Annotated in this window: 24 protein-coding genes; 15 read left to right on the top strand and 9 right to left on the bottom strand. The window is 51.6% G+C overall.

All coding sequences use genetic code 11. The annotated features are described in order from the left end of the window. Positions 1-2 precede the first annotated feature (2 nt). Both C7B82_RS08985 and C7B82_RS08990 read left to right on the top strand, forming a co-directional pair. Positions 3-596: a chemotaxis protein CheW gene (locus C7B82_RS08985; RefSeq protein ID WP_106255957.1), complete on the top strand. Its 594-nt coding sequence runs from the start codon at positions 3-5 to the stop codon at positions 594-596. An 88-nt stretch (positions 597-684) separates the two neighbouring features. Next, on the top strand, positions 685-1,758 hold the full coding sequence (locus C7B82_RS08990) for a pentapeptide repeat-containing protein (protein WP_106255958.1): 1,074 nt from the start codon (positions 685-687) through the stop codon (positions 1,756-1,758). 131 nt (positions 1,759-1,889) lie between these two features. On the opposite strand, the gene C7B82_RS08995 is transcribed toward C7B82_RS08990, so the two are convergent. The 3 genes from C7B82_RS08995 to C7B82_RS09005 all read right to left on the bottom strand — a co-directional run bounded on the left by C7B82_RS08995 (position 1,890) and on the right by C7B82_RS09005 (position 6,389). Next, positions 1,890-4,346, bottom strand: coding sequence for a BamA/TamA family outer membrane protein (locus tag C7B82_RS08995; protein ID WP_219904168.1), 2,457 nt, complete (start codon positions 4,344-4,346; stop codon positions 1,890-1,892). A 195-nt stretch (positions 4,347-4,541) separates the two neighbouring features. Then, on the bottom strand, positions 4,542-4,754 hold the full coding sequence (locus C7B82_RS09000; protein WP_146141105.1) for a hypothetical protein: 213 nt from the start codon (positions 4,752-4,754) through the stop codon (positions 4,542-4,544). A gap of 318 nt (positions 4,755-5,072) precedes the next feature. Beyond that, positions 5,073-6,389, bottom strand: a complete 1,317-nt coding sequence (locus C7B82_RS09005) for a hypothetical protein (protein WP_106255960.1) — start codon at positions 6,387-6,389, stop codon at positions 5,073-5,075. A gap of 693 nt (positions 6,390-7,082) precedes the next feature. Between C7B82_RS09005 and C7B82_RS35075 the strand changes: the two genes are divergently transcribed. Genes C7B82_RS35075 through C7B82_RS09015 form a run of 3 tightly spaced genes read left to right on the top strand, consistent with a single transcriptional unit; the run spans position 7,083 to position 8,181 of the window. Beyond that, a complete protein-coding gene (locus C7B82_RS35075) occupies positions 7,083-7,199 on the top strand; it encodes a hypothetical protein (protein WP_219904170.1) in 117 nt (38 codons plus the stop codon). A gap of 21 nt (positions 7,200-7,220) precedes the next feature. Beyond that, positions 7,221-7,469, top strand: a complete 249-nt coding sequence (locus C7B82_RS35080) for a helix-turn-helix domain-containing protein (RefSeq protein WP_219904172.1) — start codon at positions 7,221-7,223, stop codon at positions 7,467-7,469. Between the two features lie 13 nt (positions 7,470-7,482). Continuing rightward, a complete protein-coding gene (locus C7B82_RS09015) occupies positions 7,483-8,181 on the top strand; it encodes a transposase (protein WP_245939805.1) in 699 nt (232 codons plus the stop codon). Between the two features lie 275 nt (positions 8,182-8,456). On the opposite strand, the gene C7B82_RS09020 is transcribed toward C7B82_RS09015, so the two are convergent. Further along, a complete protein-coding gene (locus C7B82_RS09020) occupies positions 8,457-9,566 on the bottom strand; it encodes a glycosyltransferase (protein WP_106255962.1) in 1,110 nt (369 codons plus the stop codon). Positions 9,567-10,132: 566 nt separating this feature from the next. On the opposite strand from C7B82_RS09020, the gene C7B82_RS09025 reads away from it, so the two are divergent. Further along, positions 10,133-11,710, top strand: a complete 1,578-nt coding sequence (locus C7B82_RS09025; protein ID WP_106255963.1) for an FAD-dependent oxidoreductase — start codon at positions 10,133-10,135, stop codon at positions 11,708-11,710. 239 nt (positions 11,711-11,949) lie between these two features. Here C7B82_RS09025 and C7B82_RS09030 read toward each other — a convergent pair whose 3' ends face one another. Next, on the bottom strand, positions 11,950-13,860 hold the full coding sequence (locus tag C7B82_RS09030; protein ID WP_106255964.1) for a heavy metal translocating P-type ATPase: 1,911 nt from the start codon (positions 13,858-13,860) through the stop codon (positions 11,950-11,952). A gap of 171 nt (positions 13,861-14,031) precedes the next feature. Here C7B82_RS09030 and C7B82_RS09035 point away from each other — a divergent pair, with 171 nt between their 5' ends. Continuing rightward, positions 14,032-15,144, top strand: coding sequence for a precorrin-8X methylmutase (locus C7B82_RS09035; protein WP_106255965.1), 1,113 nt, complete (start codon positions 14,032-14,034; stop codon positions 15,142-15,144). Positions 15,145-15,687: 543 nt separating this feature from the next. On the opposite strand, the gene C7B82_RS33120 is transcribed toward C7B82_RS09035, so the two are convergent. Then, complete coding sequence (locus C7B82_RS33120) at positions 15,688-15,831, bottom strand: hypothetical protein (RefSeq protein ID WP_219904174.1); 144 nt, start codon at positions 15,829-15,831, stop codon at positions 15,688-15,690. 175 nt (positions 15,832-16,006) lie between these two features. Between C7B82_RS33120 and C7B82_RS09045 the strand changes: the two genes are divergently transcribed. Both C7B82_RS09045 and C7B82_RS09050 read left to right on the top strand, forming a co-directional pair. Beyond that, positions 16,007-16,408 carry an alr0857 family protein gene (locus C7B82_RS09045; RefSeq protein WP_106255967.1) on the top strand — a complete coding sequence of 134 codons (402 nt, stop codon included), beginning with the start codon at positions 16,007-16,009 and terminating at the stop codon, positions 16,406-16,408. Positions 16,409-16,719: 311 nt separating this feature from the next. Further along, positions 16,720-16,938: a YqaE/Pmp3 family membrane protein gene (locus C7B82_RS09050; RefSeq protein ID WP_106255968.1), complete on the top strand. Its 219-nt coding sequence runs from the start codon at positions 16,720-16,722 to the stop codon at positions 16,936-16,938. 132 nt (positions 16,939-17,070) lie between these two features. Here C7B82_RS09050 and C7B82_RS09055 read toward each other — a convergent pair whose 3' ends face one another. Further along, entirely contained in the window at positions 17,071-17,496 is a 426-nt protein-coding gene (locus tag C7B82_RS09055) for a hypothetical protein (RefSeq protein ID WP_106255969.1), read from the bottom strand. A 261-nt stretch (positions 17,497-17,757) separates the two neighbouring features. Here C7B82_RS09055 and C7B82_RS09060 point away from each other — a divergent pair, with 261 nt between their 5' ends. Next, positions 17,758-18,408, top strand: coding sequence for an esterase/lipase family protein (locus tag C7B82_RS09060; protein WP_245939806.1), 651 nt, complete (start codon positions 17,758-17,760; stop codon positions 18,406-18,408). Here C7B82_RS09060 and C7B82_RS09065 read toward each other — a convergent pair. Both C7B82_RS09065 and rppA read right to left on the bottom strand, forming a co-directional pair. Further along, the gene (locus C7B82_RS09065) at positions 18,381-19,664 is read right to left on the bottom strand and encodes a sensor histidine kinase (protein ID WP_106255970.1); all 1,284 of its coding nucleotides are present in this window, start codon (positions 19,662-19,664) and stop codon (positions 18,381-18,383) included. The genes C7B82_RS09060 and C7B82_RS09065 overlap by 28 nt on opposite strands. 76 nt (positions 19,665-19,740) lie before the next feature. Continuing rightward, on the bottom strand, positions 19,741-20,442 hold the full coding sequence (gene rppA, locus C7B82_RS09070) for a two-component system response regulator RppA (RefSeq protein ID WP_106255971.1): 702 nt from the start codon (positions 20,440-20,442) through the stop codon (positions 19,741-19,743). A gap of 181 nt (positions 20,443-20,623) precedes the next feature. Between rppA and der the strand changes: the two genes are divergently transcribed. From der to C7B82_RS09095, 5 genes are all read left to right on the top strand, one after another. Further along, a complete protein-coding gene (gene der, locus C7B82_RS09075) occupies positions 20,624-21,994 on the top strand; it encodes a ribosome biogenesis GTPase Der (protein ID WP_106255972.1) in 1,371 nt (456 codons plus the stop codon). A gap of 297 nt (positions 21,995-22,291) precedes the next feature. Next, a complete protein-coding gene (locus C7B82_RS09080; protein WP_106255973.1) occupies positions 22,292-23,284 on the top strand; it encodes an energy-coupling factor transporter transmembrane component T family protein in 993 nt (330 codons plus the stop codon). Between the two features lie 215 nt (positions 23,285-23,499). Next, a complete protein-coding gene (gene pipX / locus C7B82_RS09085) occupies positions 23,500-23,769 on the top strand; it encodes a transcriptional coactivator PipX (RefSeq protein WP_106255974.1) in 270 nt (89 codons plus the stop codon). Then, complete coding sequence (locus C7B82_RS09090) at positions 23,766-24,455, top strand: YggS family pyridoxal phosphate-dependent enzyme (RefSeq protein WP_106255975.1); 690 nt, start codon at positions 23,766-23,768, stop codon at positions 24,453-24,455. The genes pipX and C7B82_RS09090 overlap by 4 nt, the downstream gene beginning before the upstream one ends. A 545-nt stretch (positions 24,456-25,000) precedes the next feature. Further along, positions 25,001-25,555 carry a cell division protein SepF gene (locus C7B82_RS09095; protein WP_219904176.1) on the top strand — a complete coding sequence of 185 codons (555 nt, stop codon included), beginning with the start codon at positions 25,001-25,003 and terminating at the stop codon, positions 25,553-25,555. Positions 25,556-25,604 lie beyond the last annotated feature (49 nt).

Below are 25,604 nucleotides of genomic sequence, written 5' to 3' on the forward strand. Positions count from 1 at the left end.
AAATGTCCACTCAACTCTCCCCCCGATCCAAACGCCACCGATCGCGCAAAGCTGAATTTAAACATCAGCTCATCGTCTTTCGGTTGCGGCAGGAGTGGTTCGCGTTACCCATTCAAGCGGCTCAGAAGGTGATACCGTTAGGCGATATTTACGGTGGCGGTGCCGGAGCAGAGATGGGTTTGACCCTTCATCACGGTCGCGAAATTCCTGTGCTTGATATCCAACAGCGTATCTTTGGCACTGGCGGTGGCACTGCTAGTGGGACGGTCAGCCAGCCACTACTGCCTCCAAGCAAACCATCCTCGCCAGAGCCAGCCGAAGGCATGACCGACCCATTGCTGCCAGAGCGGTTTCTCCTGATTGTACAAACTGCTTCTGAGACGACGATCGGCTTCCCGCTTGACTCTCAACCCATGCTACGCCGTGTCTCGGAATCTGCCTTTGCGCCACTCTCCGCTGCCTATTTGAACGAAGGACAGCTTCGCTGTGTGAGATGCCTGATCATCTCGGGCCCAGACGAACCGCCTTTTTTTCTGCTCAACCTCGACCAACTGCTGCAAGTAAAACCGATGTTGCCTGAGCCTCGGAACCCCTGAAACGTTTGGGCAATGTTGAGTCTTGCGTCAGCAAAGACGATGTCAGTTGGCGTTATTTGTCATCCATAAATAAGGTCGCGAATGAGTTATGAATGCTGAAAATCTTTTAGAAAAATATGCGATCGGCGAACGAAATTTTAGCGGCGTTGATTTAAGCTGGGCCGATCTTAAGCAGGTAAACTTACCAGCTGCCGACTTTTGGGAAGCCGATTTTAGTGATGCTGATTTGAGTCAAGCCAACTTGAGTGGTACTAGCTTTAAAGCTGCTAGTTTGACCAGAACTAATCTGACAGAGACAACCTTGACTGCAGCCGATTTGCGATCGACAGATTTGAGTGATGCCACTCTACAAAATACCAACTTGCAAAAAGCCCTCTATGACCGTACAACTCGGTTTCCTGCAGATTTTGACCCCGCGATCGCCAGTGCCTACCTGATTGCCCCTCATAGCGTGCTGCAGAAGGCAACCCTTTCTCATGCCGACCTCAGTGGCACCGATCTGAGCCAAGCAGACTTGAGACACGCCAACTTGCAGCAGTCTAATCTGTTCGGCGTCAGTTTGCGGCAAGCCAACCTCAGCACAGCCACGTTGCAAAAGGCTGATTTATATGAAGCCGATCTAGTCAACGCCAATTTGAGTGGAGCCGATCTGAGCCACGCCAAGCTGACGTATGCAGACCTACGCTATGCCGATTTAAGCGGTACTAACCTGTCTGACACTGACCTGACAGGCGCAACCTTGTGGAAAGCGAACCTGTTTGGTGCAGACCTCCGTACTGCAACACTGCATACGGCTAATTTGCAAGGCGCGATTTACGACAGCCGCACCCAATTCCCAGCCGGATACGATCCCGAAGCAGAGGGCGCTTATCTCATTGGGCCTCAGGCCTCGCTACGACAGGCAGACTTGCGTGGTGTCACCCTTTCAGGCGCCGACCTCACTGGTGCCGACCTCACTGACGCTAATCTCACGGCTGCCGATCTTTGGGGCGCTAACCTCATGCAGGCAACGCTCACGAATGCGAATCTTACTGACGCTAACGTCTGGGGTGCCAATTTGAGCGAAACTAACTTGCGTGGAGCCACACTCACGGGCACGAACTTGCAAGCGGCTGATTTGACCGACGCCCTTTTAGATGAGAATAGTGTGGCAGAAAGCTGATGTAGTGAGCTATCAGCAATATTTCTCGATTAAACCTGGGGCATGAATAATGCTGTAGGAGAGGCTCCGCGAACAACCGCCACTAACCGAGAAGTGTTGAATTTTGACTCCTGATGCCTCATCTCCTTCGCCTAGAATCTCTGACCAAAGCCAAACTGAAAGCGACTATCGCCTTGGTCGCTGACGCCAAAGTCAGCACGAATAATACCAAAGGGAGAGTTCACTCGCAACCCCACACCAAACCCAGCACCCGTTCCAGGTTTACCTCGCTGTACGCCTGGTTCGCCTAACACCTCATCGCTGGTGCCCAAGTCAGTCGCAAAATCGGCAAAGACGACACCACCGATAAAACGGTAGATCGGAAAGCGATATTCAGCGGAGGCCAGGAAGTAACTGCGGCTGGTCGCCACATCGCCCGCGCCATAGCCCCGTACTGAATTAGGACCACCCAGCACAAACGCGTTGTAGGGAGGTAGATCGCCGATCGTGGTACCACCTTGCAAATTAAAGGCAACGACTTGCGGCTGTTGCGCATCCGCATTGGGTTTGATCAAACTAACCGGAATGAAGGTAGCGTAGTTTGCCTGCAAGCGATTGCCGAAGATTTCGCCACGACCGATCGGAATGGACTGTTCGGTACTAAGGGTCACCAGCGAACCACGGCTGGGATTGACCACATTGTCGCGTAAGTCCTGAATCGCTGTGAAAGAGAGGGTTGTCAGGTCATCAATGCCCGTACCGCTAAGGGTGAGGGGATTACCTCTACGATCGATCGCAAAAATGTTGCCATCGCGATCGCGCAGACTCACGTTGGTATAGTTCAGTCCCAGTGTTCCTTTCCAGGTAGGCCCCAGCGGTTTGGTCGCACTAATACCGCCGCCAATTTTCCGTTCTCGGACACGACTACCATTGGACAGCTTGATGTCATCGTCAAACACGGAAGACAGCCCCTGACGCCGAAAGACATACGCACCATAACCAGGCGTATTGGGGTCTGTATCGCGGTAGGGGCTATCGAAACGGGCATCAAACTGCGTATCTAACGTTCCAGGCTGCACATTGGCACTAAACCGCTGCCCCAGTCCGCCAAAGTTATTATCTTGAAAATTGATCGACGCGAAAAGCCCTTGCTGGTCGTTATAACCACCGCTAAAATTGACCCGTCGCGCCGACCCTTCCACGACGTTGTAAATAACCGCAACGCGACGAGCATCGCCCTCAAACGAAAGCGTCGCACTATCAAAAATGCCCAATTCGCTCAGTCGTCGTAAATCGGCACGGGCATCCTCTTCGCGGAATACTTGCCCTGGTTGCAGCTTAATCTGTCGCCGCAAGAAGACTGGCTGCGTACGCCCCTTAATGGGCTGCCCCTTGTCATCAACAGGCTTACCCTCTTTGTTGACAAAGCGCACTTGAACATCGCCGATATAGCCCTCAGCCACTTCAACTGTGACAAGGCCTTCTCGTGTTGGTTGTAAGGTCAGCACTCGCGCTAACGTGTAGCCATTTTGGGCATACCACTCATTAATGCGCTTGACGCTGTCGTTGAGCAGGGTGGGTCTGACGGGGGCACCCAATTGTTCCCCAAAGAGCTGCTTCGCAACCTCCAGCGTGAGGGCCTGTGCTCCTGAGAGCTGGAGCGATCGCACCACGATCGGTTCGACCTGAAACACGACGCTTAGGCCTTGAGGATTGGTACGGCTGCTCACACTGGCATTGGCAAACAGCCCAGTGCCTAAAAGATCCGCTACATCTTGTTTGAGTTGGCTACCGCTGGTGCCACCGCCCGGTCTCGTTTTGATGGTGCTGCGAACGACTTGCTGTAGCTCTGCTTCAGCACCCACAACCTGCACATCCGTTGCTGTCACGACCAGATCGGGAGAGGCGATCGTGCCTGCAGGCGTACGTTGACTAGGAACAGGTGCTGCAGTAGGTTGGTTGGGCGTTGCAGTCGGTGCTGCTCGCAGTGGGGGCACCGTTACCTTGTCTGGAAATGTTTCTGGTGCTCTTGCTGGCAGCGCCTCTGGAGCCGTTTCGGGTGTGGTGGCTTGCTGAGACGGTACGACCCAAACCGGGGTATTGATAGAGGCAGGCGGCTCTGCTGGCTGGGCAGTCGATGGTGCGGTAGTTGATGGTGCGATAGTTGATGGCGCTGTGGTCGATGGTGCGGCAGTTGATGACAGGGGCGCACCAAAGTTGATGGCTGGCTGAGCAGACCCAATGGGTGGCTCAGTGCGGGGGCTTTCGTCTGGTGTAGAAGTCGGTGCAGTTGGCGCAGCTGGTGCTGTGGTTGGCGCCACGATCGGCTGGTAGTCCTGATAGTACTGCGTGCTGACCGTAGTGCTTTGAGCATCCGTCACGGTTGCCTGCGAATGAGTCGGCGTTGCGGCCGTTGTCACCTGCGCGATCGCACCTTGCATCAGGTAGCTCGGCAAAGCGCTGGGCTGCCTTGCTCCCACTGCTGCCTTACTGCTGCTAGACGACGAGGGTTGAGCGCTGGCTGCTGCGCTGCTAGTGTAAACCCCTTCGCCAGCCGCGATCGCTGCTAGCGTGCAAGCTGCCAGTATCTGTAGGTGCGTTAACGTCACGTTGCGGATAACCGATAGAGCGTTCAAACCAGGTCAGAGACAAACAACCTCAGCGGCTAAAACCGCATTGCGATTGAGTAGACGATGGGTTGCCAGGTTGGCTCCTAACATTTTGCACGCTTGATCCACAATTTCTACGTTCTTTACAAAAGAAAGTAGAACCCCAACATCAGACAAAGCAGGTTCACTACCAGCTTAAATTGAGCGATTATACGCGACTGACGGTGACTGCGAAGCCTGAAACTGAGCCTTCGCGAACGCTAAACTGCAAGAAAATGACGTATAGCCATTCAGTCGAATGAGCGAAATGATGTTCTCTTTGCATTCAATGACGCGATAAAAGGCACCATTCTCAGCAGTCAGAATGTCTCCAAGATGAATGTCCATATCTTTCGTATGCGTTGCCACGAAGTCGTTACTGTCCTCAGTATTACTCGTTACAAAACAGCTACGCGATCGGTTTCGTGAAGAGTTGAACCCGCTCTGTAAACTCGATGTAATTTTTCATTGAAAGACGCGTGTTTGCCTTCAAACCACCTTTTGGGTTCTGCTGCCCTTTCTTTAGGGATTGCGGATTAAGGAGATTTCTAGCAAGCAAAATACCCGTAAGGGCAGGTTTGCTCACCAGGTTTAGAGGGCAAGACTCTGGCAAAACCTGCCCCTACTCAACTGCAAAGGTTTCCTTGAAAAGCTTCCTTCAATTCGATGTCTCTTTAATTCTCATGCCTAAAGTCGCTCTTGATTGAGGCGACGTTGCCACTCGGCGTCAATTTTGGATGTTTGCTCTGCCTCTTGCTCCAGGAGATCTTGCTCTGTGGTGTAGGCCAGATCGTCTGTGCCAATGACGGTTTCATTGGCAAACTGTTGGGCGTAGGCAATTTTATCTTGCAGTTTAGCATCTGCCTGATTCAGTCGAACCGCTTCCTCTTGACGGGTTTCATTGCGGGCAGCAATCTTGCTATTGCGCCATTGAACCCAGAAGTAGCGCACCAGCGGTAAGGCTAAAAAGGCACTGCCATAACCCAGCAACACCCAATAAATCGACTGGACAAACGCCACTAAGCCACCCAGAGCAATGGCAGCGGAACCACCAGCCAGCAGTTTGCCCAATGCCAATGCGCCAACAAAATTGACGCCACCCAGCGCGGCTGCCAGGATGAGCTGCCCAGAGCTAGCCTGACTAAACCGCCAGGGAAATTCCTGAAAGTAGGCTGCAACTGGCTTCGGTCGAGTTTGTGCTGCCGTTGCCTGCAACTCTGGAAAGTGGTAAACAATACCTCCGTCAGGGCTAACTTCAGGTTGACCGTTGAACCGAGTCAGCACTGGCAGCATGTATTCTTCATATTCCCGACTGTAGCCCTGTCCTAACTGGTCGAGATAGGGCGCAATCTGCTCAGCCACAACCGCCCCACGTTGATTGCGAATGACGGTGCCGATCGCCTGCCAGCGTCGTTCTTCCAGGTCAGCATTGGGGTTACCATCGCCAAACAAGAAGGAGAAAACTGCCTCCAGGAAGTTCATTTGAGGCTTGTCGTCATATTGTACGCGCGCGAGATCTTGTCGGCGCGGACGATCGTAGTAGTTGGGAGAGAAAAACCAGAAAAGATCGGGCCCTAACCAAAGATTAGGCATAAAGATGCCACCGCCACCCGAATCCTGTCGATCATCTCCATCACGGCTTGAATTCATGGCTGTAATGATGACGACGATCGACAGCAAAATCAGCGCAATGGAAACCACCAGCACAATGCCAAAGGAGATGCGAATCAGATAGAACAGAACTTTCCAAACCTTGTCCCACCATTCTTTGAATTGAATGCGCAAGTATTTGTTGCGCAACAGCGTTCGGAAATTGTCGGGAAATAAATAAACGACTTCGCCAGATTCTGCTACCTGGAGATGTCCACCTGCGTCAGAAGCAAGCGCCAGTAGCCCCTGCTGTGCCAAATTTACATTTAAGCCTGCTTGTGTAGCGATATCGCCGACAGTGACGCGATAGTTCAGACGCTCAACTGCCTGCATGATTTCGTGACTCGGAGCCATCTTGGTTCCTCTGCAAAAGCATTTCTCTCTCTAGTATAGAAGCTGTCTTTTGTCGTATGGGACGAATCATGCGCGATCGCGTCTTCGTGAGGCAACAGCGATCGCTTAAGTGGCGATAGAGCTTTGATGAGACGAGATGGTAACAACTGAGAAAGGCTCGGAGTGGATCAGTATCGCGATCGCCACCATTCATCGCCCGGCATGACAGATAACACCCTAAAACGGCGGACTTAACCTGCAAAGATTCTGTTTAACCCCTCAAAATGAGGGTGTCATCCCTGCCATGTAATGGATAATTCTGGAAATGTGCGTGCTTATCCAACAAATCCGACGTTGAATACATCGTTATGCGGCTCAAGTTTCTCTAGACAGAACTGTGAACCTAACAGCAAACGTCAGGCTTAAATCCACATGAGATAGAGTGACTTCTGAAGCACGATCGTAGCAACTAGTGCAGGGTGGCGGAAAAAACGAATCAGTTAATCGCAGGGCATGAGGGATAAGCTGAACAAGCAGCACTACATTCTTTTCCCTGGTTGACCCTGATGCCAACGCCCCATGCCCAGCCGATTCCTTTGTCATTACGACAAAAGGCGCTTTTGGAACAGATTGCCCGCCAAACGACCAAACCGTATCGCTTAGTGCGGCGGGTGCAGGCACTTGGGCGCTGCCGAGGGGGAGAGCAACAGCGCCTTGGCGAAGCAACTGCACCTGAGTCGGAACCAGGTGCAAGTATGGCGTGGTCGGTGGCAAGCCGCGAGCGAGTCATTGCTCGAAGCAGAGTGTGAAGCTAGCAGTGAGAGTCAATGAGGACAAAGGGTTGAGTCTATCTTGCAAGATGCGTTCCGGTCGGGCAGCAGTGTGAAATTTGCAGTGGAACAAATCGTGGCGATTGTCGCCTTAGCCTGCGAGTTGCCTGCTTCCAGTGGTCGTCCCATCAGCCACTGGAGTCCAGGGGCACTAGCAGCGGAAGCAGTCAAACGGGGCATTGTTGAGACGATTTCGCCCCGCAGTGTCGGGCGTTTTTTAAAAGGAAGTCGCCCTCCAACCGCATCGGGTCCGGTACTGGCTGAACAGTGACCCGGAAGACCCGGTGGCGTTTCGCGCCCAAGTCAAGGTCATCTGTGACCTCTACGCCCAGGCTCCGGCGCTTTTAGCCACGGGGATTCATGTCATCAGTAGCGACGCGATGACGGGCATCCAAGCACTGGAGCGGGCTGATCCAACGGCAACCGTGCAGATGGGACAAGTCGAACGCCAAGAGTATGAGTACATCCGCCACGGTACGCAAAGCTTGATTGCCAACTGGCAAGTGGCAACTGGCACGGTGCTCACCCCCTCTATGGCTGCCACGCGCAATGAAGCCGACTTCGCCGCTCATATCGCTCAGACGATTGTCACCGACCCTCAAGCTGGCTGGCTTGTGCTTCTCGACCAACTCAATACCCACAAGTCAGCCACGCTAGTGCGTCTGGTGGATCGCTTGTGTGATCTGAAACTCGACTTGGGGGAAAAGGAGCCATCCGGCATTCTCCAGTCAATGCCCACACGCGCAGCCTTCTTGAGTGATCCAACCCACCGCATCCGCTTTGTTTATGTACCGAAACATTCTTCCTGGCTCAATCAGATTGAGTGCTGGTTCAGTATTCTGGTGCGTCGTCTCCTCAAACGGGGCAATTTCACCTCGACCCATGATTTGCGCCAACAGGTGCTCGATTTTATTGCCTACTTCAATCGCACCTTTGCCAAGCCCTTTAACTGGAAATTTAAGGGCTTTCCTGAACTCGATTAAGCTGCTCAGTTATTTCAGCCAGTCTGCACTAGCATCGGCACTTCAAGTTGAGATTGAACGATTAGCATCGCTGTCATGGTTGCAGAAGGCGTCGCTATGGGTAGCGCAATCAGCAACGTTCTGGAGGACCATTGACACGGTGTATGGAGGTGTATCAGCGTTGCCAAAACGCAATCGTTGGGCAGGCGTAGATAACTTGATATGCAACCACGCTTGCCCAACTAATATTTGATTGTAAATTCACTTCTTGGAGCCTTTTCAGCTTCCTAGTCTTGTCATGCGGCTAGGGAAAGTGTCTCTACTTGCAGCAATTGCCCGATCGTCTTCACGAACGTACCCTGCTTAAAGTAGTTTTGATAGACACGGCGAGCGTTTTGGATAATGCGATCGGCCTCTTCTGGATGCTCCAAATAATAGCGACATGTTTCTTCGAGGTCGCTAAAGTCCCAACGGACTGGAACATAGGTCTCATGAGGAATGTAAATATTGGGCTGAGTATCCATATGATCCATTGACGGTTTGACGAGCAAACAGCCATAACAGACCGCTTCATAATCTCGCCAGGTGGTTTCACCCCAGCCAAAGGGGCAAAAGGCAATGCGGGTTCGCTTGATTTCACGAAAATATTGCCGGCTTGAAATCACCCGTGCGCCAACATATTCGCCGCTTACGGCTAGATTATATTGATTTTCTAACGGCTGGAGGACATCGATCGCTGCTTTACGGTACAAACCATACCAATCGTTGGAGCCTTTCACGCCGTAAGACACACGGCAAAAAACATCAATGTCACGCTTTGAGGGCATTCTTAAACGTGAGAGGACAGTACCAAATAGCGGTTTTTGAAACCGTTCTAATAAGGTGACATTCCACCCCGTCTCAATGCGATCAGCGTAACCTGGAGGGATCTCTGAACCAATCTGCCAACCTTGAAGGTCATAGCCTAGCTCACGAGCCAGATAATCAGTAATTGCAGTGCCACCAAGCAAGCCATTTTGATACTGACTAATGTCCTTTAAACGCTGATACTTGAGCAAGCGATCGACATAAGGCAGCAGGTTGAAAAAGCTGCTTGCTACTTGATCCCACGGGTCGATAAAGATAATCTTACTCGTTGGATGAGTCGCCCTTAATTTGCTAATCACACGTTCCGCTTCAATGGGGCTTTCGTCCCATGCTGGACGAATAAAAAAAGCATCGATTCCATTGCCAAACGTTTGAATAACTTGTTCGATCTCAGCAAATGTGGAAGCGTTTTCATGGTGGAATGTGAGACCAAGATCGCGCTTAAGCTGTTGCCGAAATCCGAAAAAAGGGTATAGCTGAGCCGGTGAGATGAGATCACTCGTGTTAAATTTTGCGTTGCCGATAACCAGCGCTTTCATAAGCTAAGTCAGGTAGGTCAAGAATTTTGGCAGTTTAGCGATGTTGAGCTGGAAAGCTCCGAATATTAACCATCCGTAAGGAACCTGAACGCTTGGCAACGCAGGCGTTTGGCTATGACTGCTTTCCTTGCCAAGGAAGCTACAGGCTTCTTTCTATTTGATGACACTCAGTATTGGAGAGTCGGCAGTCTTGGTTAAACAATTAACTCGCTTTTACCCCCTACGAATAAGGAAGTTTCCTAATGAGCGATCTGTATCAATAGAAACGGCAATTTACAAACTAATTTAAGCTTTGAAGCTCTTTGTTTAATGAGAAGCACCTTTGCTCTTACTAAAGATAAGAGTAATACTGATCTTTAAGGTAAACTTGTATTGAAGAATGGTGGGCGAATGAATAAGCTTTGGTAAAGCCTCGACATGGTAGGCTATGTGAGGCTTTGGGCAGAATGCTCAAAATTGCGATCAATGGGCGGAAGTGAGCGGAAGAAAATTAAGAAAATTCAACTGCTTCCGAAAGACATCGGTTATCCTTTGTGTCCTAGAGTATCGTCGCTCCTGGCACAACTATGACAGCCGCTACACAACCGCCTCGCTCCTACGATGTCATTTGCTTTGGTGATGAAGTGCCTGGTGTGCTGGCACTGGTTAGTGCTGCCAGGGAGTACCGTCGTTGTACAGGGAAGGCGTTACGCACCCTGCTGATGTTTAAGGGCAACTCCCAGGAGGGGGTTGGTGGTCATTTGGTGCGGGGAGGGTTGGCGTACCTCGATCGCTGCTCTTTATCAGCCGAAATCCGTCAGGCTTACGGTTTGCCAACCTTTGGTGCGCCATCTGCCATCTATCAGGAGTTTTTGCAACGGGCCGGTGTGACGCAAATTGGGCTTGACCCACGCAAAGCGGATGCGGCACTGCGAGCCATGCTGAGTGAGGTGGGTACCGATATCATTAGCCGGGTGCAGCTTCAGTCGGTGCTACGGGATGGCGCAAAGTTAAAAGGTATTCAACTTACAACGGGTAGTGTTTTTCTGGGCAAGCAGTTTATCGACTCTAGCGTCAATGCCGAACTTGCGCAGATAGCTAGCGTGAAGAAACTGCAAGGCTTTGCGACCTTTGGGTTGCCAGAATCGGAATTGCCCGTCACGCTGGTGTTCGAAAGCCAGGGCTTGACGATTCAGCGTTTGAAAGAGATTGAGCTGAACTACCTTAAGCGCTTTACGAACCCGAATGACGCCGAAGCACAAAAATATATCACGATCGCCGCTGGTTCTGATCCGGCATTGATCAACCAGATCCGCAAAAGCTTTGTGGATGAGAAGGGCAATCTCCGCACGATGTATGTGGGGCAAGATCACGTTGATATTCGCAGTCGCGCCTTGTCCGTGACGTATCACGCCTTCCGGGGCAAGAAGATGTTTTTAGCTGACAGTGGCGTGCTGATGGATCAGGCAAACATTGCTGTGCTACCTGGCGGTCGGCTGTCCTGGAATGCGCTGATGTTCTACGTGACGGGCTCTCAGGCAGAAGCACTGGCGCGAGGTGCGGCTAAACCAACGCCTGCGATGCTGGAGGAAATCGGCTTTGTGACCAAATGGTTGAAAAGTTTTGGCGCAACAGCAGTCAAGCCGGCTTCAGAGCTATACATCCGGCACGCGGGTAATGTGCAAGGTGTGGTAGAGCCCTTGAGCGGTGCCCAGATGCTGCTGGGTGGGGCTCCTGCAACGGATGCGATCGCGACCTTTGGCTATTATCTGGATGTACGAGGCGGCATTACGGGCTTGGGCAAAAAGGCATCAGATAAGGGCATGAGCAGTATTTCCTTTCACCATCCACCGCTGTTTAATGTAGGCATTCGTCATGCGCTGATCCGATCGGTGCCTAATCTGGCTGTGGTCAGTCCAGCGTCGGGATTTGATGGTTACGCGTGTGCCGCTGGCAGAATTGTGGAATTCAACACAGCGGTGGGTCATGGCGTGGGGATTGCTGTGGGGATTGCCTTATTTAGTAATCGCGATCTGGCCAGTATCACGAATGGTGAGGTGAGACAGGTGCTGGCAACAACAGGAAAACTGCCCCGCATTTATGGTCAAAGTTATGTGCTGGAAGCGACTCGCTTGCAGGATTTTGAGTCGATTATGATTGCTTGATGGGATTGTCTGATCGGCATGGAGCCTGACCGTTCATAAAGCTCTGGGCTTCGTTGCTAGACCTGACCGGGGGACTTCCCCCCGGCTCCCGCTATGTGGGGGCCTAACTCCCCCACGCCCCCCGAATCAGAGTTCTGGCGTGGGTAGCAATGATTAATCTGGAGGCGCAGGTAGGATAAGATTCTGTCCTTTTCAGTCGGGTGAAGTGGTCACTGATCTTCAAGGAGTGCTTGCGCAGTTCAACCTTTGAGTAGGCGTAGTCCGCTAAGTGTGACGAGAACGGTGGAGCCTTCGTGTCCGATAACCCCCAATGGAAGGGTAATATTGCCCGCAAAATTGGCAAGCAGTAAGAGCACGATGAAGCCGATCGCAAAGACGATGTTTTGCTTGACGACTCGCTGCGATCGCCGACTCAAGGTAATGGCTTGCTCCAGTTTTTCCAGGCGATCGCTCATCAGCACAATGTCAGCAGTTTCCAGCGCGACATCACTGCCAGCGATGCCCATTGCCACGCCAACGGATGCTTGAGCCAGGGCAGGCGCATCGTTGATACCATCGCCAATCATGGCAACGTGTTGATACTGTTGCTGTAAGCGTTTAATGACGTGTAGCTTGTCTTCTGGCAACAAATCAGCGTAGACCTGATCCAGCCCGATTGTCTTGGCAATGCTTTGCGCGGTGCGATCGTTGTCGCCAGTGATCATGACTATCTGTTCGATGCCTAAACGTCTCAAACGAGCGATCATTTCAGCCACTTGGGGACGCAGGCGATCGGCAACAGCAATCAGTCCTACCACCTGTGTCTCCTGAGCGACCCAAACGACTGTTTTGCCGTCTTGCTCCAAAAACTGCATTGCTTCTAGCAGGGTTTCAGGCATGTTGGTTACGGACTGGCTGACAAAATTTGAGTTGCCAACGGTCACGGTTTGTCCCTGATAGGTACCAACAATGCCCTGTCCGGGGTGCGCCTGTACATCAGTGGCAGTAGACCAGTGCAGCCCTTCAGCAGCTTGCACGATCACGTCTCCGAGGGGATGTTCCGAACAGGACTCCAGCGCAGCGGCAACCTGCAATACGTCGGCTTCTGCGTAGCCAGCGGCAGCAATGACCTTGTAGACTTCGGGTTTGCCGATCGTGAGAGTGCCTGTCTTGTCAAAGGCGATCGCGCGTACTCGACCGATCATCTCTAACTGCGCGCCATCCTTGAACAAAATGCCCTGTTTCGCTCCGTTGGCAATGCCGGACAGTAAGGTGGGCATAATTGCCGCCATCAAGGCGCAGGGTGATGCCACAACCAGGAAAATGAGCGCTCTGTAAATCGTCGTTTCCCAACTCCAGCCCAGCAGAAACGGCGGTAGGGTTGCCAGGAGGATGCCTGCTATCACAATGATCTTTGCGTAACTGCGTTCAAACCGTTCAATGAACTGCTGTGATGGGGGCGTTTCTGTTTGCGCCTGCTCCACCAGCCGAATCACGCGCTGAATCAAGCTACTTTCGGGCGGCTGATGCACGATCAGATTGAGCGCGCCATTACCGTTTAGGGTGCCAGCAAAGACCGGATCGCCGATCGTTCTCTCGACGGGCATAGATTCTCCAGTAATCGGTGCCTGGTTCAGGGTGCTGTAGCCTTCTTGAATGACCCCATCGGTTGGAATCAGTTCTCCTGGCTTGACGATGACACGATCGCCCACCTGCAACGCACTGACTGCTATCATCTGCTCTTGCCCGTGCCGCTGCACCCTAGCGGTATCTGCCGTCAAGCTCATCAAGCTCCGAATGCTGCGCTCTGTACGACGCATCGCATACCCTTCCAGTGCTCCACTCACGGCAAAGATGAGAATCAGCGTTGCCCCGTCCACAATAAAAAAATATTCGCGTCGCCATAGACCCAGCCCTGCTGCTCCTAGCGCAGCCACAATCATCAACAGATCGACATCCAGTTCCTTTTCCTGGAACAACGTGGTTAGCCCTTCACGAGCGCTTTCATAGCCACCAATCACATACGCAGCAGGCAACAACAACAGCGCCAGCCCTACCCAGCCAAGGTGCAAGGTGAGCCACCCCAGCAGCAACAAAATGCCACAGAGTATAGCCGCAACCACATCGGTATGGTCTTTTGTCAATTGAGTGAGGCGAGATGGGTAGAGCATCGCAAACAAACGGGACTACTCTTACACGCTAAACCTTGACATTGATGTTAATGTCAAGCAAGAAGGACAAAGGCGAGGGGTCAGAAGTCAGAAGTCAGAAATGAGAAGTCGAAGGGTAAAAGGCTGAGAGCTGACGGCTGAGAGCTAAAAGCCAGAACTTGAGGGCAGCACATGCTTGGTCACGATCTAACCATTAAAGAACTGACGGATGCCGTAGGGGGAGACGTTTCGCCTCGTATGGTACGGCATTATCACCAATTGGGCTTACTGCCGCAGCCAGCCCGATCGCGTGGTAACTATCGTCTCTATAGCCAGCACGACGTGCAGCGATTGCAGCGCATTGTGGCACTCAAGCAACAAGGCTTTCAGCTGTCACATATCCACAAACTGCTGGATGAAGAACCGGAAACTAACCCAGCTGGAACCTTGATGGTGCAGTTTCAGCAGCAGTATCGCTCGGTGATTCAGCAGATTGCCCATTTGCGACAAACGGCATCGGCACTGGAAGGCTTATTAGGACGCGATACGGATTGCCAACTGGTACAGGCAGAGGCGATCGCTCAACTCAAGCTGCTGGATGTCGAAGCTCAAACTCGACTTGGCGGTCTGGAACAACTTTGGAGTGGCTTAGATGCGGCGGTTCATGCTCATCCAGAAGCCTTTCAAGAATCACTGGAGCGGCTCTTACCAGACTTGTCCGATCGCTCTGAAATTGAGGTCGATCTGCTCTCAAAACTGGTGCTGGCCTGTGGTGATGTCAGCCTTGTGCCGTTTGTCAGAGTGGGCAAAGGGGCGATCGCGGCCAGCCGTGAGGCTCTGAAGGCGGGTTGCCAAATCGTGGCCGATGTCCCCGTTGTCCATGCAGCGCTGGATCACACCCGCTTGGCTCATTTAGGTTGTGCAACGGAACGCTTGATTGATGACTGCCACATTACCAACGCAGCAGAGGCAGAACAGGCATTTTGGCAGAATGAAGTATGGCACGCACGCTTACATAGTTTGCAGGATGGTTGTGTGCTAGTCATCGGTTACGCTCCATCGGTTCTATTTGCGGTCTGTGAAGCGATCGCTACCCACCACCTTCGCCCAGCTTTGATTATCGGGATGCCGATCGGCTTCAGCCATGCACCCGCTGCCAAGCGCCAGTTGATGCAGTCCGGCATTCCCTTTATTACGTTGGACGGCACGATCGGCGGTGGGTTACTAGCAGCTGTAGCGCTGAATGCGATCGCTGACTCGCTCATTGAAAAACCCGACTGTCACTGCTATCTGGGCAAAGGGTGAGGGGAAAGGCTATGGAGAAGCTCTCAGCCATCAGCTTTTCTCTGAGTGGCAAGGTGATTTCCGAGAAAAAATGTACCGCCTGGTAGGGGGCAGGTTTGACCAGCGTCTTTGCATCCAGCCAATCGCTTTGGTGTCAAACCTGCCCTACGAGTATTTTGTTTTCTACAAAGCTCCTCATAGCTCACCCAACGACGTGCAGCTATTGCTCCACAACCTATAGTGTCATAGCAATTGAAGTCACGGCAATTGAACCTGTAATGGTTGCCTCCTAACCTCTGCTCTCTGCCTTCTGCCCCCCACCTGCCGCCTCCTGCCTCTGCCTCCTGCGATCTGGCCACTTCAAATTTCTTTCTGCTGTCTCCGGAATGACACAGCCTCATAGTGTATCCAGCTTTCGGGTGATTTTGTCTCAAGGAGTAGACATCGTCATACTACACGTGTAGTATATACAAAGCGAGTTTTTGCCAAGTCTTTCATCGACCAAACTATTCCATTTGCAACGTAATTCCATGACCAGCACACCCTTATTCACCTCCAATAGCGCTAGACAGCGGCGACCTCATGGCGGGTTGTCGAAGTTCGTTGCACTGTTTGCGGTTGAGGGTGTGTCTGCGCTTCTCTCTGGTAAAGCACTTCTCTCTGGTAAAGCACTTCTTGCAGGTAAAGCACTTCTTGCAGGTAAAGCACTTCTTGCAGGCGTCGCTAGCGCTATTAAGGGCCAAGTAGAGTTCGATCGACCAATACAAAGCGGGTGGTGCAGGCGTGACCATGCACCAATATAAGCAACCAGTCGGTACTGAGGCTGTTAACCCCCGCTCCTGAGATTCAGAAGCGGGGGTTGTTTTTTTAGGAGGCAGACAGGATGTTAAAGCTGACCTATATAGAGGATGGGTTACACCTGGAGCGGATGACCGCTTCATTGGATGTGCTGATTGCACAACGAGTGCTGTTGGCCTTGCGTGCGGGACAAAAACTCTATGTGGAACCGGGTTGCGCTGCTTTTTTGCTCCCTGCCGATGCTCCCGGTTTGACCCATCTAGAGCTGGCGTTGAAGCTCGATCGCAGTCAAAGCATTACCGTTACCCCGGTCGATGATGCTTTTGTAGAAGTCAGTCTGCAAGGCAGTTGGATTGCGGCAGACGCAGACGCGCATGAAGGCATGTTCATCGCTGCCTTCTCCGATCGCGCTGAGTTCTTTGTTTACAAACTGTGGGAAGTCACACAGTGTAATGCATCATCACTAGCAATTGGTGATGGACGCTAATAAGGAACACAGATTTAATAAGGTGCAATTCTTTCTGTAGGGACGTTCCATGGAACGTCCCTACAGAAGGGAAATGGTTCAGATTAATTAATCCACGACCCTAAGGACGACGGGTGATTGGTGCCGATGACACCCGCAGCAATCACCCTCTTTACTTTCTACAAACTCTGCAAAAAACTGGTTTGATCTACCAGTCCTACCTGTTTGCGCGCCAGCTCTTTTTTAACTCTTGGGAGGGAGGGCGTTCAGAGCCAGTTGCCATGACAATACATCTATTAAGGCTGTTTTGAAGAGCAGAATTAGAGAGAGCTATGAAATTACTACGCATCCTTGCCGCTATTTTTCTCCCACCACTGGGCGTTTTCTTAACTCTGGGAATCAGTCCCGCTTTTTTCATTAATGTGGGTCTGACGCTACTAGGCTACGTACCTGGGATTATCCATGCGCTTTGGGTAGTACTGAAAACTTACGAACACGAAGCGATCGATCGCAAAGCCTACGAAAACGCTGTTGATCAGACTAGCCCTTAAGGCCACTCTAATCAAGTCAAACGCAAAAGCGCTGATGAGAGATACACTCACCAGCGCTTTTGTCAGTTTATGTTTTTGGTCGGTTTCCGTCGGAGTCAGTTACCGCAGTCAATGACCCTGAAGTGGAAATGCTCAAGATGGGGTTTTAACTTGGCGTGCGAGATCCAGGAAGGATGACATATTGGCACCAGGACGACGACGGCCGTTTGAGCTACCGGCTTGAGCGAGATATTTTGGTGCAAACGTTGTGACCGTAGGTTGAGGCAGGTTAAGACCTGCATTCGCTGCCACTGGCTTTGGTGCAGGTTTGGCGGTTGCCCCATTGGTAGACTCCGATGCTTTAGCTGGAGCTGCTGCGACAGACTTAGTGGGAGCAGGCGTCGTGCCAACGCCTTTAGCCTCATCAAGCTCTAGAAAATATCCAGATTTGCTGGACTTACGGGGCTTGGGTGCACTGTCCGCGATCGCAGCCTGCTTTTTCTTAGAACTAAACAGACCGCCGATAAAGGAAAAAAGGCCAGAGAATAAATTTTTGAGAAAATTAACGAAACTGCTCATTGCAACTGCTCCTGAAATGCGTACCGATATACTCGCGCAACGTTAGTAAAAGGTTGACTCATAAAGCCGAACTACCCGACTCAAATTATCGCGGTTTTATGAGTACAGAAGGGCTAATATTGCGATTTATTAATTATTTATTGGATGACTGTTAATTCGGTGGGTCGCGTGTGTTTGATTGACACCCGACCATTTCGTTGTCTGTCCTATCACGATCGCTGAGACCGCTTAGCAGCACTTACACTCGAAAGAGTACGATGCATGGCTGTGATGAACCCTTCAACCCCGCGTAATCCAATTCTCCTTCTTCACGGCATCTGGGATACGGGTGCAATTTTCCGTCCTATGACGCGCTATCTCAACAATCTGGGTTGGGAAACGCATGATCTTAATCTGACGCCTAATAACGGCGATGGTTGTCTTAAATCTTTGGCCCAGCAAGTGGCGGAATATGCCGATCGCGTCTTTACACCAGAAACACCATTTGACTTACTGGGCTTCAGCATGGGTGGCATTGTAGGTCGCTACTACCTTCAACGGTTAGGTGGGCTCGATCGCGTGCAGCGCTTTATCAGCCTTTCGTCTCCTCACGGCGGCACCTGGGTTGCTTATGGCTCCCTACGCCAAGGCTGTATGCAGATGCGTCCCCAGCATCCCTTTCTGCGAGACTTGAACCAGGACATTGCAACCCTCGATCGGGTCAACTTCACTTCGATTTGGACACCGCTCGATGCCATGATTTTGCCAGCTAGCAGTTCTCAAGTGCCGGTTGGACGAGACGTTAAAGTTTGGGTGCCGTTACACCGAGATATGGTTTCGCATCCCCAAAGCTTGAAAGCGGTTGCTAATGCTCTGGTCGAACCAGTGAAGACGGAGACTGGGCTTCAGCCTTTGAGTGGCAGTTCAATTTGAAAGGTCGATCCTGCCTCCAGGGCGCTGCTTGCAGTGATGCGCCCCCGATGTGCGGCGATAATCTGCTGAGCGATCGCCAAGCCTAGGCCAAAGCCGCCCGTTTGGCGCGATCGTGCCGTATCTACCCGATAAAAGCGCTCAAAAATGTGGGGCAGATCGGCGGCGGGAATGCCGATGCCATTGTCTTCAACCTGGATCACGGCAAAGCGGGATGAGGTTGAAAGACGTAGCTGGACGCTGCCACCAGGAGATGTGTATTTGAACGCGTTACTGAGTAGATTCATGACGGCTTGCCTGAGCAAATCTGGATCGGCGTTTAAGATGACCGCTTGTGCCGGTAGCTGGCTAGTGAACGTTAACCCTTGCGCGGTTACCTGAGTGGTCTGGTCGTCGATGAGCGATCGTAACATTACCACCAAATCCACTTGTTTCAGGCTGGCTGCATCGAGCGGCCCTTCTTGTCGAGAGAGAAACAGCAGATTGCTAATTAGCGCACCCATTGACTTTGCGGCCGCGACAATTTTTTCTAGCCGCAGACGCTGCTGCGCGCTATCGTCGGGCGACAGCAACCCAACCTGGGCATTGCTCAGCATTGCTGCTAGAGGTGCCCGTAGCTCATGGGAGGCATCGGCTGTAAAGCGCTGTAGCTGATCGTATGCCCGTCGTGTTGGCTGCATGGCTACACCACCTAAAAACCAGCCTGTTACTCCAATCACACCCAGCGTCATAGGGACACCTAACGCTAAAAAGAGCCGCACTCGCTCCAGACCGTCTCGAATGCCTGTGAGCGGCTCGCCAACCTGAAGGTAGCCGACCAACTGCTGATTTTGAAGCACGGGTAGTGTCGCCTGTCGCAGCCAAAGCCCTGTTGCCGTGGTTCCAGCTTGATCATCAGCCACCACGATCGTTTGAAACTCTGACACGGGCTTTAAACGGAGTGGAGCAGGCAGCCCAATAAAGCGTACTAAATAGCCCCTCGTGTTATACCAGCGCACATAAACCAGCTCGCTGCTGCGCGACAGACGATCGCTCCCCATCCAGGGTGCATCGTCTGGTTCAATCTGCCATTGCCCCTGTTGAAACCGGACTGTGGCACCCGACGCGATCGCCCTACTTTTCTTAGAAAGTGCCTGGTCAAACGCCTGTAGCTGCCCTTCTACGCTCAGGCAATAGCTTACGCCTGCAAATAAGACGAGAATGCCACCCATGGAGAGAGCAAACCAATAAGCTAAATTGCGACGACTGCGAGTGAACATGGAAGGGAAGTAGAAAGGCTAAAGGCTAAATTCAAAACTCAAAACTCGAAACTCAAAACTCTCCCACTCCCTACTCCTACTCCCCACTCCCTACACCCCTTCCCCTCTCCGGCGGCTGCAACCGATACCCCATACCATAAATGGTTTCTAGCCAGTCTTTGGCGTTAACGGCTTGCAAGCGTTGCCGCAAACGACGGACGAGGGTGGTGACGGCATTGCTTTCGGGTTCGGTGCCCCAACCCCATAGTGCCTGCTCGATTTGATGGTGCGATAAAACCTGGCGTGGATGGCGCATCAGGTATTCCATAAGCTGAAATTCGCGGCTAGAGAGTGGGGTTGTCAGCTGGTGGCACTCCAGCGTCAGGGTGTTCAGGTGCAGATGTAAGGCGTCTAGCGATAATGAATCACCTTGCCAGAGGGGCGATCGCCGCCGCAGTGCTCTGACTCGTGCCAACAGTTCCACCACATCAATGGGTTTCACCAAATAGTCATCGGCTCCAGCATCGAGTCCAGTCACCTTGTCGGCGATCGTATCTTTGGCCGTAAGCATCAACACAGGTGCGGTTTTGCCAGACTGACGATATTGCTGGCAAAGGTTGACCCCGCTGATTTTGGGCAACATCCAATCGAGAATGAGCAGATCGTACTCTTTCTGAGACATGAGCCACTGTGCGGTTTCGCCATCGTCGATCGCGTCGACAATGTGCCCTGCCTGCAACAGTGCTGTTTGTAGTGGCTCTAGCTGGGCTGGATCGTCTTCCACCAGTAAAATCAACATCGATCGCAACTGCTGAGAAAGCGTTCTGCTTCATCCTAACGAGTGCAAGATTACCGTTGGGCAACAGCAAAGCAATACGAGTTAACGACTTATCGCTAGAATAGAAGACTTAAGTGATGAATGGTCGCTTGGTACGAACTTCATTCATCCTTGTTGACCTCATCCTTTAATCTTCATTCCTATGCCTTTGCCTATTGTTGCTATTATCGGTCGTCCAAACGTGGGCAAGTCTACAGTCGTGAATCGACTGTCAGCGTTGCAGGATGCCATTGTCTTTAATGAACCTGGTGTGACCCGCGATCGCACTTACAAGCCAGCCTTTTGGCGCGATCGTGAATTTCAGGTCGTCGATACGGGTGGTTTAGTCTTTGATGATGACACCGAATTTCTGCCCTTCATCCGTGAACAGGCAATGGCTGCGTTGGCAGAATCGAGCGCCGCGATTTTTGTCGTGGATGGCATGATGGGGCTGATGCCATCTGATGAAGAAATTGCGACCTGGTTGCGGCAACAGTCAGTCCCCGTTTTGCTGGCAGTCAACAAATGCGAATCTGTGGAACAGGGTGCAGCACTGGCAGCAGATTTCTGGTCGTTGGGCTTGGGCGAGCCGTTTCCGATTTCGGGCATTCATGGCAACGGTACTGGCGAACTGTTGGATGAGTTAATTACTCATCTGCCACCTGCGAATGAGATTGAAGAGTCAGACGAGATTAAGGTGGCGATCGCCGGACGACCCAATGTGGGTAAGTCCAGCCTGTTGAATGCGTTCGTTGGTGAAACGCGATCGATTGTGAGTCCCATTTCAGGTACGACGCGCGATGCGATCGACATGGTTGTGCAGCATGGTGACCAGACCTATCGATTGATTGACACGGCTGGCATTCGCAAAAAGAAACAGGTTGAGTACGGGCCAGAATTCTTTGGTATTAACCGTGCTTTCAAAGCGATTAACCGTGCCGATGTGGTGCTGCTCGTCATTGATGCGCTGGATGGTGTCACTGAGCAAGACCAAAAGTTAGCGGGACGGGTTGCCGATGAAGGTCGCGGCTGTGTCATCGTTGTCAATAAATGGGACGCAGTGGAGAAAGACTCCTACACCATTTATGACCACGAAAAATTGGTGCGCGATCGCCTACATTTCACTGAATGGGCCGACATCATTTTTATTAGCGCCAAAACGGGACAGCGCGTAGAAAAGATCCTGGATATGGTCAACATCGCCGCAGAGCAGCAGAAACGGCGTGTCACAACCTCCGTGATCAACGAAGTGTTAGAAGAAGCAGTGGGCTGGCACTCCCCACCGACCACGCGGCAGGGGCGTCAAGGTAAGATTTACTACGGTACTCAGGTGAGCAGTCGTCCACCAGCGATCGCCCTCTTCGTCAATGATCCCGCCCTTTTTAATGACAACTACCGCCGCTATATTGAAGGCCAATTTCGCAAGTCGCTGGGCTTTACGGGCACGCCGATTCGTCTCTTTTGGCGCGGTAAGAAAACGAGAGAGGTGGAGCGCGTCACTGCCAACCGAGCCACGCGCGTCAAGGAGTTTTAGATTGCAGCTGTTCTCTGCAACCTAAGGAGCGTGGATTAAATAACATCGGTCATCCTCACGGTAAGGGCTTAGCATTCGGCAGAGTTGCCTTCGGCTACGGCAAGCACTTTTATCCGAATGCTAAGCCCCTACAAAATGGTCGGTTTGATTAAATTCTCATTCCTAATCGGACTTAGGCAGAAGATTTCCTAGCCTCGTGCTATTGCGCCGCTCTGCCAAAAAAAGGTTCCAGAGGGGTAGGGGGATCAAGCCTTCAATGTGTAAGCCCTGGCGAAAATCTAAACTCTCAGATTAACAATGGATTTACTGCGCTCCCTTCCCTTGGGGCTTTACTTAGAACAACCCATCACCTGGTTGCACCGGCTCGATCCACGTATCAAGCTTGCGTGGTTGATGACGTTTTTGGCGGCTCCACTGTTGGCAAATGCACTCTGGCGTACGCTCCTGGTGGGGTTGCTAATCGCTGTCACTGTCTTCGCAATGATTCCTTTGAGAGTCTGGCGGCAGCAGATGGGTTGGTTGCTGGTGCTCAGTCTGATGGTGTTTGCCCTCACTACTGTGATTCCCGATGGGCTCAAAACACGGCATCAGCCCCGCTTACCTGCGGATGAACTTGCTTTTTCACAGCAGCTAAAGACGCTACCACCCGCACCAACATCCAATCCCTGGTATAACCCGTTTGGCTTAGGTAAATCCTCTGTAACGCCTACTCCGGGAATGTCACAGGCTTCTCTACCCCAGTCTACCGACTACCGTTATGTTCTGTTTAAGCGTGGCTCAATCACCATGACAAAACGATCGGTGGATTTAGCCATTCGCTACAGTACGTTACTGTTCACCCTGATTTACAGCACGAATCTTTTCTTGTTGGTCACGGCACCAGAAGAAATTACAGCCGCGATCGAAGACTGGATGTCGCCTTTGCGTCGGTTTAACCTACCGATTACAGAAGTTGCCCTAACGCTGACGCTCTCGCTTCGCTTTATCCCTCTGGTACTAGAAGAAGTGCAGAACTTGGTGCGATCGGTCAGTACGCGCGCGATTAACTGGCGCAAATTGGGCTGGCGGCGTGCACTGCAAATCTGGCTGGTTGTCGCTGAACGCCTACTCAATAACCTGCTGCTGCGGGCAGAGCAAATTGCCAGCGCGATGAAAGTCCGAGGCTTTACCAGTCCCAATGAGCACCAGGTGCAATGGCACCAGTTTCAACTCCGATTTGGCGACTGGCTGGCGATCGTGGGTTTGCTAGGGTTGTGGTGTGCCCGTTTGGCTTGGGGTTGGGAACTTTAGAGAGGGTAAGGGGTAAGGGGAGAGGCGTGAGGAGTTAGTAAACTGGAACTCTTTCCTACCCTTCGGCAGTCCAAAGCGATGAAAACGCTGCGCGAGCAACACTCAAAACTTCTCCTTCTCCCCACAAAACCTCATGCAGAGGTAGCGTTATCACGTAAAGTGATGGCATACCCCGTTAGAATGTACTATCTCATCGTCGTCCAGCCTAGATCTGAATGAGCAACGAAAATTACTTAAATCACCCGAATTTTGGCTTGCTTTTCAGAGTTTGTCTTATCGATACAGCGCGTGAGTTGTTCACGACGCTTTATGCGCAGCGCTTGTTTTTTTTAGTCGCTAGTGGAGACGAAGGATTAGAGTTTGAGCCGCTTACTCGGACTGATGCTCGCATTCTCGTAGAGAACCGCATGCGAGTACTGCGTCGGCAGGGGCAGCAGCAAGACTTCGATCAGCTTCAGGTGATTTATAAACAAACATTTCAATGACACCGTTTTCTCAACTTAGCGGTACAATCGCAGAACGAATTAGTCAGATTCGTGCGACACTGCCTGACTCGGTACGGTTAATTGCAGTCACAAAGCAGGTTCCAGTGGATGCGATGCGTGCCGCTTACGCCGCTGGAGTGCGCGACTTTGCAGAGAATCGCGTCCAGGAAGCAGAAGCAAAACAGGCTCAACTGTGCGATCTACCGGATATAACCTGGCATTTGATTGGGCATCTACAAAGCAACAAAGCGCAAAAAGCGTTGGAGTGCTTTCAGTGGATTCATTCGATCGATGATTTGAAGTTGGCGCAACGGCTTGATCGCTTAGCTGCCCAACTTCCCAACAAGCCACAATCACTCCTGCAGGTGAAACTGTTGCCCGACCCAAAGAAATATGGCTGGTTAGCGACCGAACTACTGCACGATCTTTCGGCATTGAACCAATGCGAAAATCTCAGCATTCAAGGTTTAATGACGATTCTTCCGTATGGATTGGCGGCAGCAGAAGCAAGTGTGGTGTTTCAAAAGACTGCTGCATTAGCTAATACCATTCGACAACAGAATTTGCCTCATCTGCAAATGCAAGCATTGTCGATGGGGATGTCGAATGATTACGGCTTGGCAGTGCAGGCAGGGGCAACCATGATTCGGTTAGGGCGCATCCTATTCGGCGATCGTTCCACATAGTCGTTCCCAAAACTGGTTGAAACATACTGTATTCGCTGCTCAGATCGAACGTCGAAATTTAAGAAAAAATAAAAGTATCAGAATTCAAGAAAAAGTGCAGCGCTTTTCAAAAGATGGAGTATCTTGAATGCTAGAGTTCCAGCTTTGGCAAGTACAATGCTATATGGCAAGTACAGCGCTATAAGCCGACTTGTTTCAAGGTTACGTCAATGATTTAAAGATCTGATCGGAAAAACTTTTTTCAGCATGCTTAGATTTTGGAATCTGGATGTATACTATTCTTTCAATTCAGTCAAAGTAGGCTAGTTAAAATAAGCAGGGTGCCTGAGCGATTTGCTTGCGGATATGAGCCTTCATCCATTGGGCTTTTACTAAAAGTTTCAAGAGGCAATCTTCTTTCCGATATACAGACTAGATTGAGCTTTATTCCTGCAAATCTGGTCGCCATACTATATGTTTTCCGATTTCAACCTGATCGTGATGGAGCGTGAACAGTGAGCAACATCTTTACTAAGCTACGGGACTTTGTTGGATTTAACGAACCTATGGATTACGAATACGAGTACGACGAAATGGATGGTGACGAGTACCAGAATCTCTACCAGCAGGAGCATGCTCAACCCGCTGCGCCTCAGGAAGATGCACGCACTCGCCGTCCTAGCAGATTGCGCGAACGGGCTCCTTTGGGCACCGAAATTGGTTCCATGGGAGTGTCTCCAATGGGTAATGTGATCGGGATGCCAGGTGTTAACGGCGTGTCTGAGGTTGTGGTGATGGAACCACGCTCATTTGAAGAGATGCCTCAAGCCATTCAGGCGCTGCGCGAGCGTAAGTCCGTCGTCCTTAACTTGACGATTATGGACCCTGATCAGGCCCAACGTGCGGTTGACTTTGTTGCGGGTGGTACCTACGCGATCGACGGACACCAAGAGCGCATTGGCGAAAGCATTTTCTTGTTTACTCCCAGCTGTGTTCAGGTCAGTACGCAAGGCGTTCCAGGCTACGAAGCGCCTCAACCTCAGCAGCCCCAGGTTCGCACAACTCGCCAAGCGGCACCAACGCCAGCATGGGCAAGTGAGCAAATGAGAATGGCGCAGTAATAGAAGCGTTCAGCGTTCATCATTCAGCGAGTGTTTGCTGATGGCTGAA

Origin of the sequence: Stenomitos frigidus ULC18 (genome assembly GCF_003003795.1) — a bacterium.
GTDB classification, from domain to species: domain Bacteria; phylum Cyanobacteriota; class Cyanobacteriia; order Leptolyngbyales; family Leptolyngbyaceae; genus Stenomitos; species Stenomitos frigidus_A.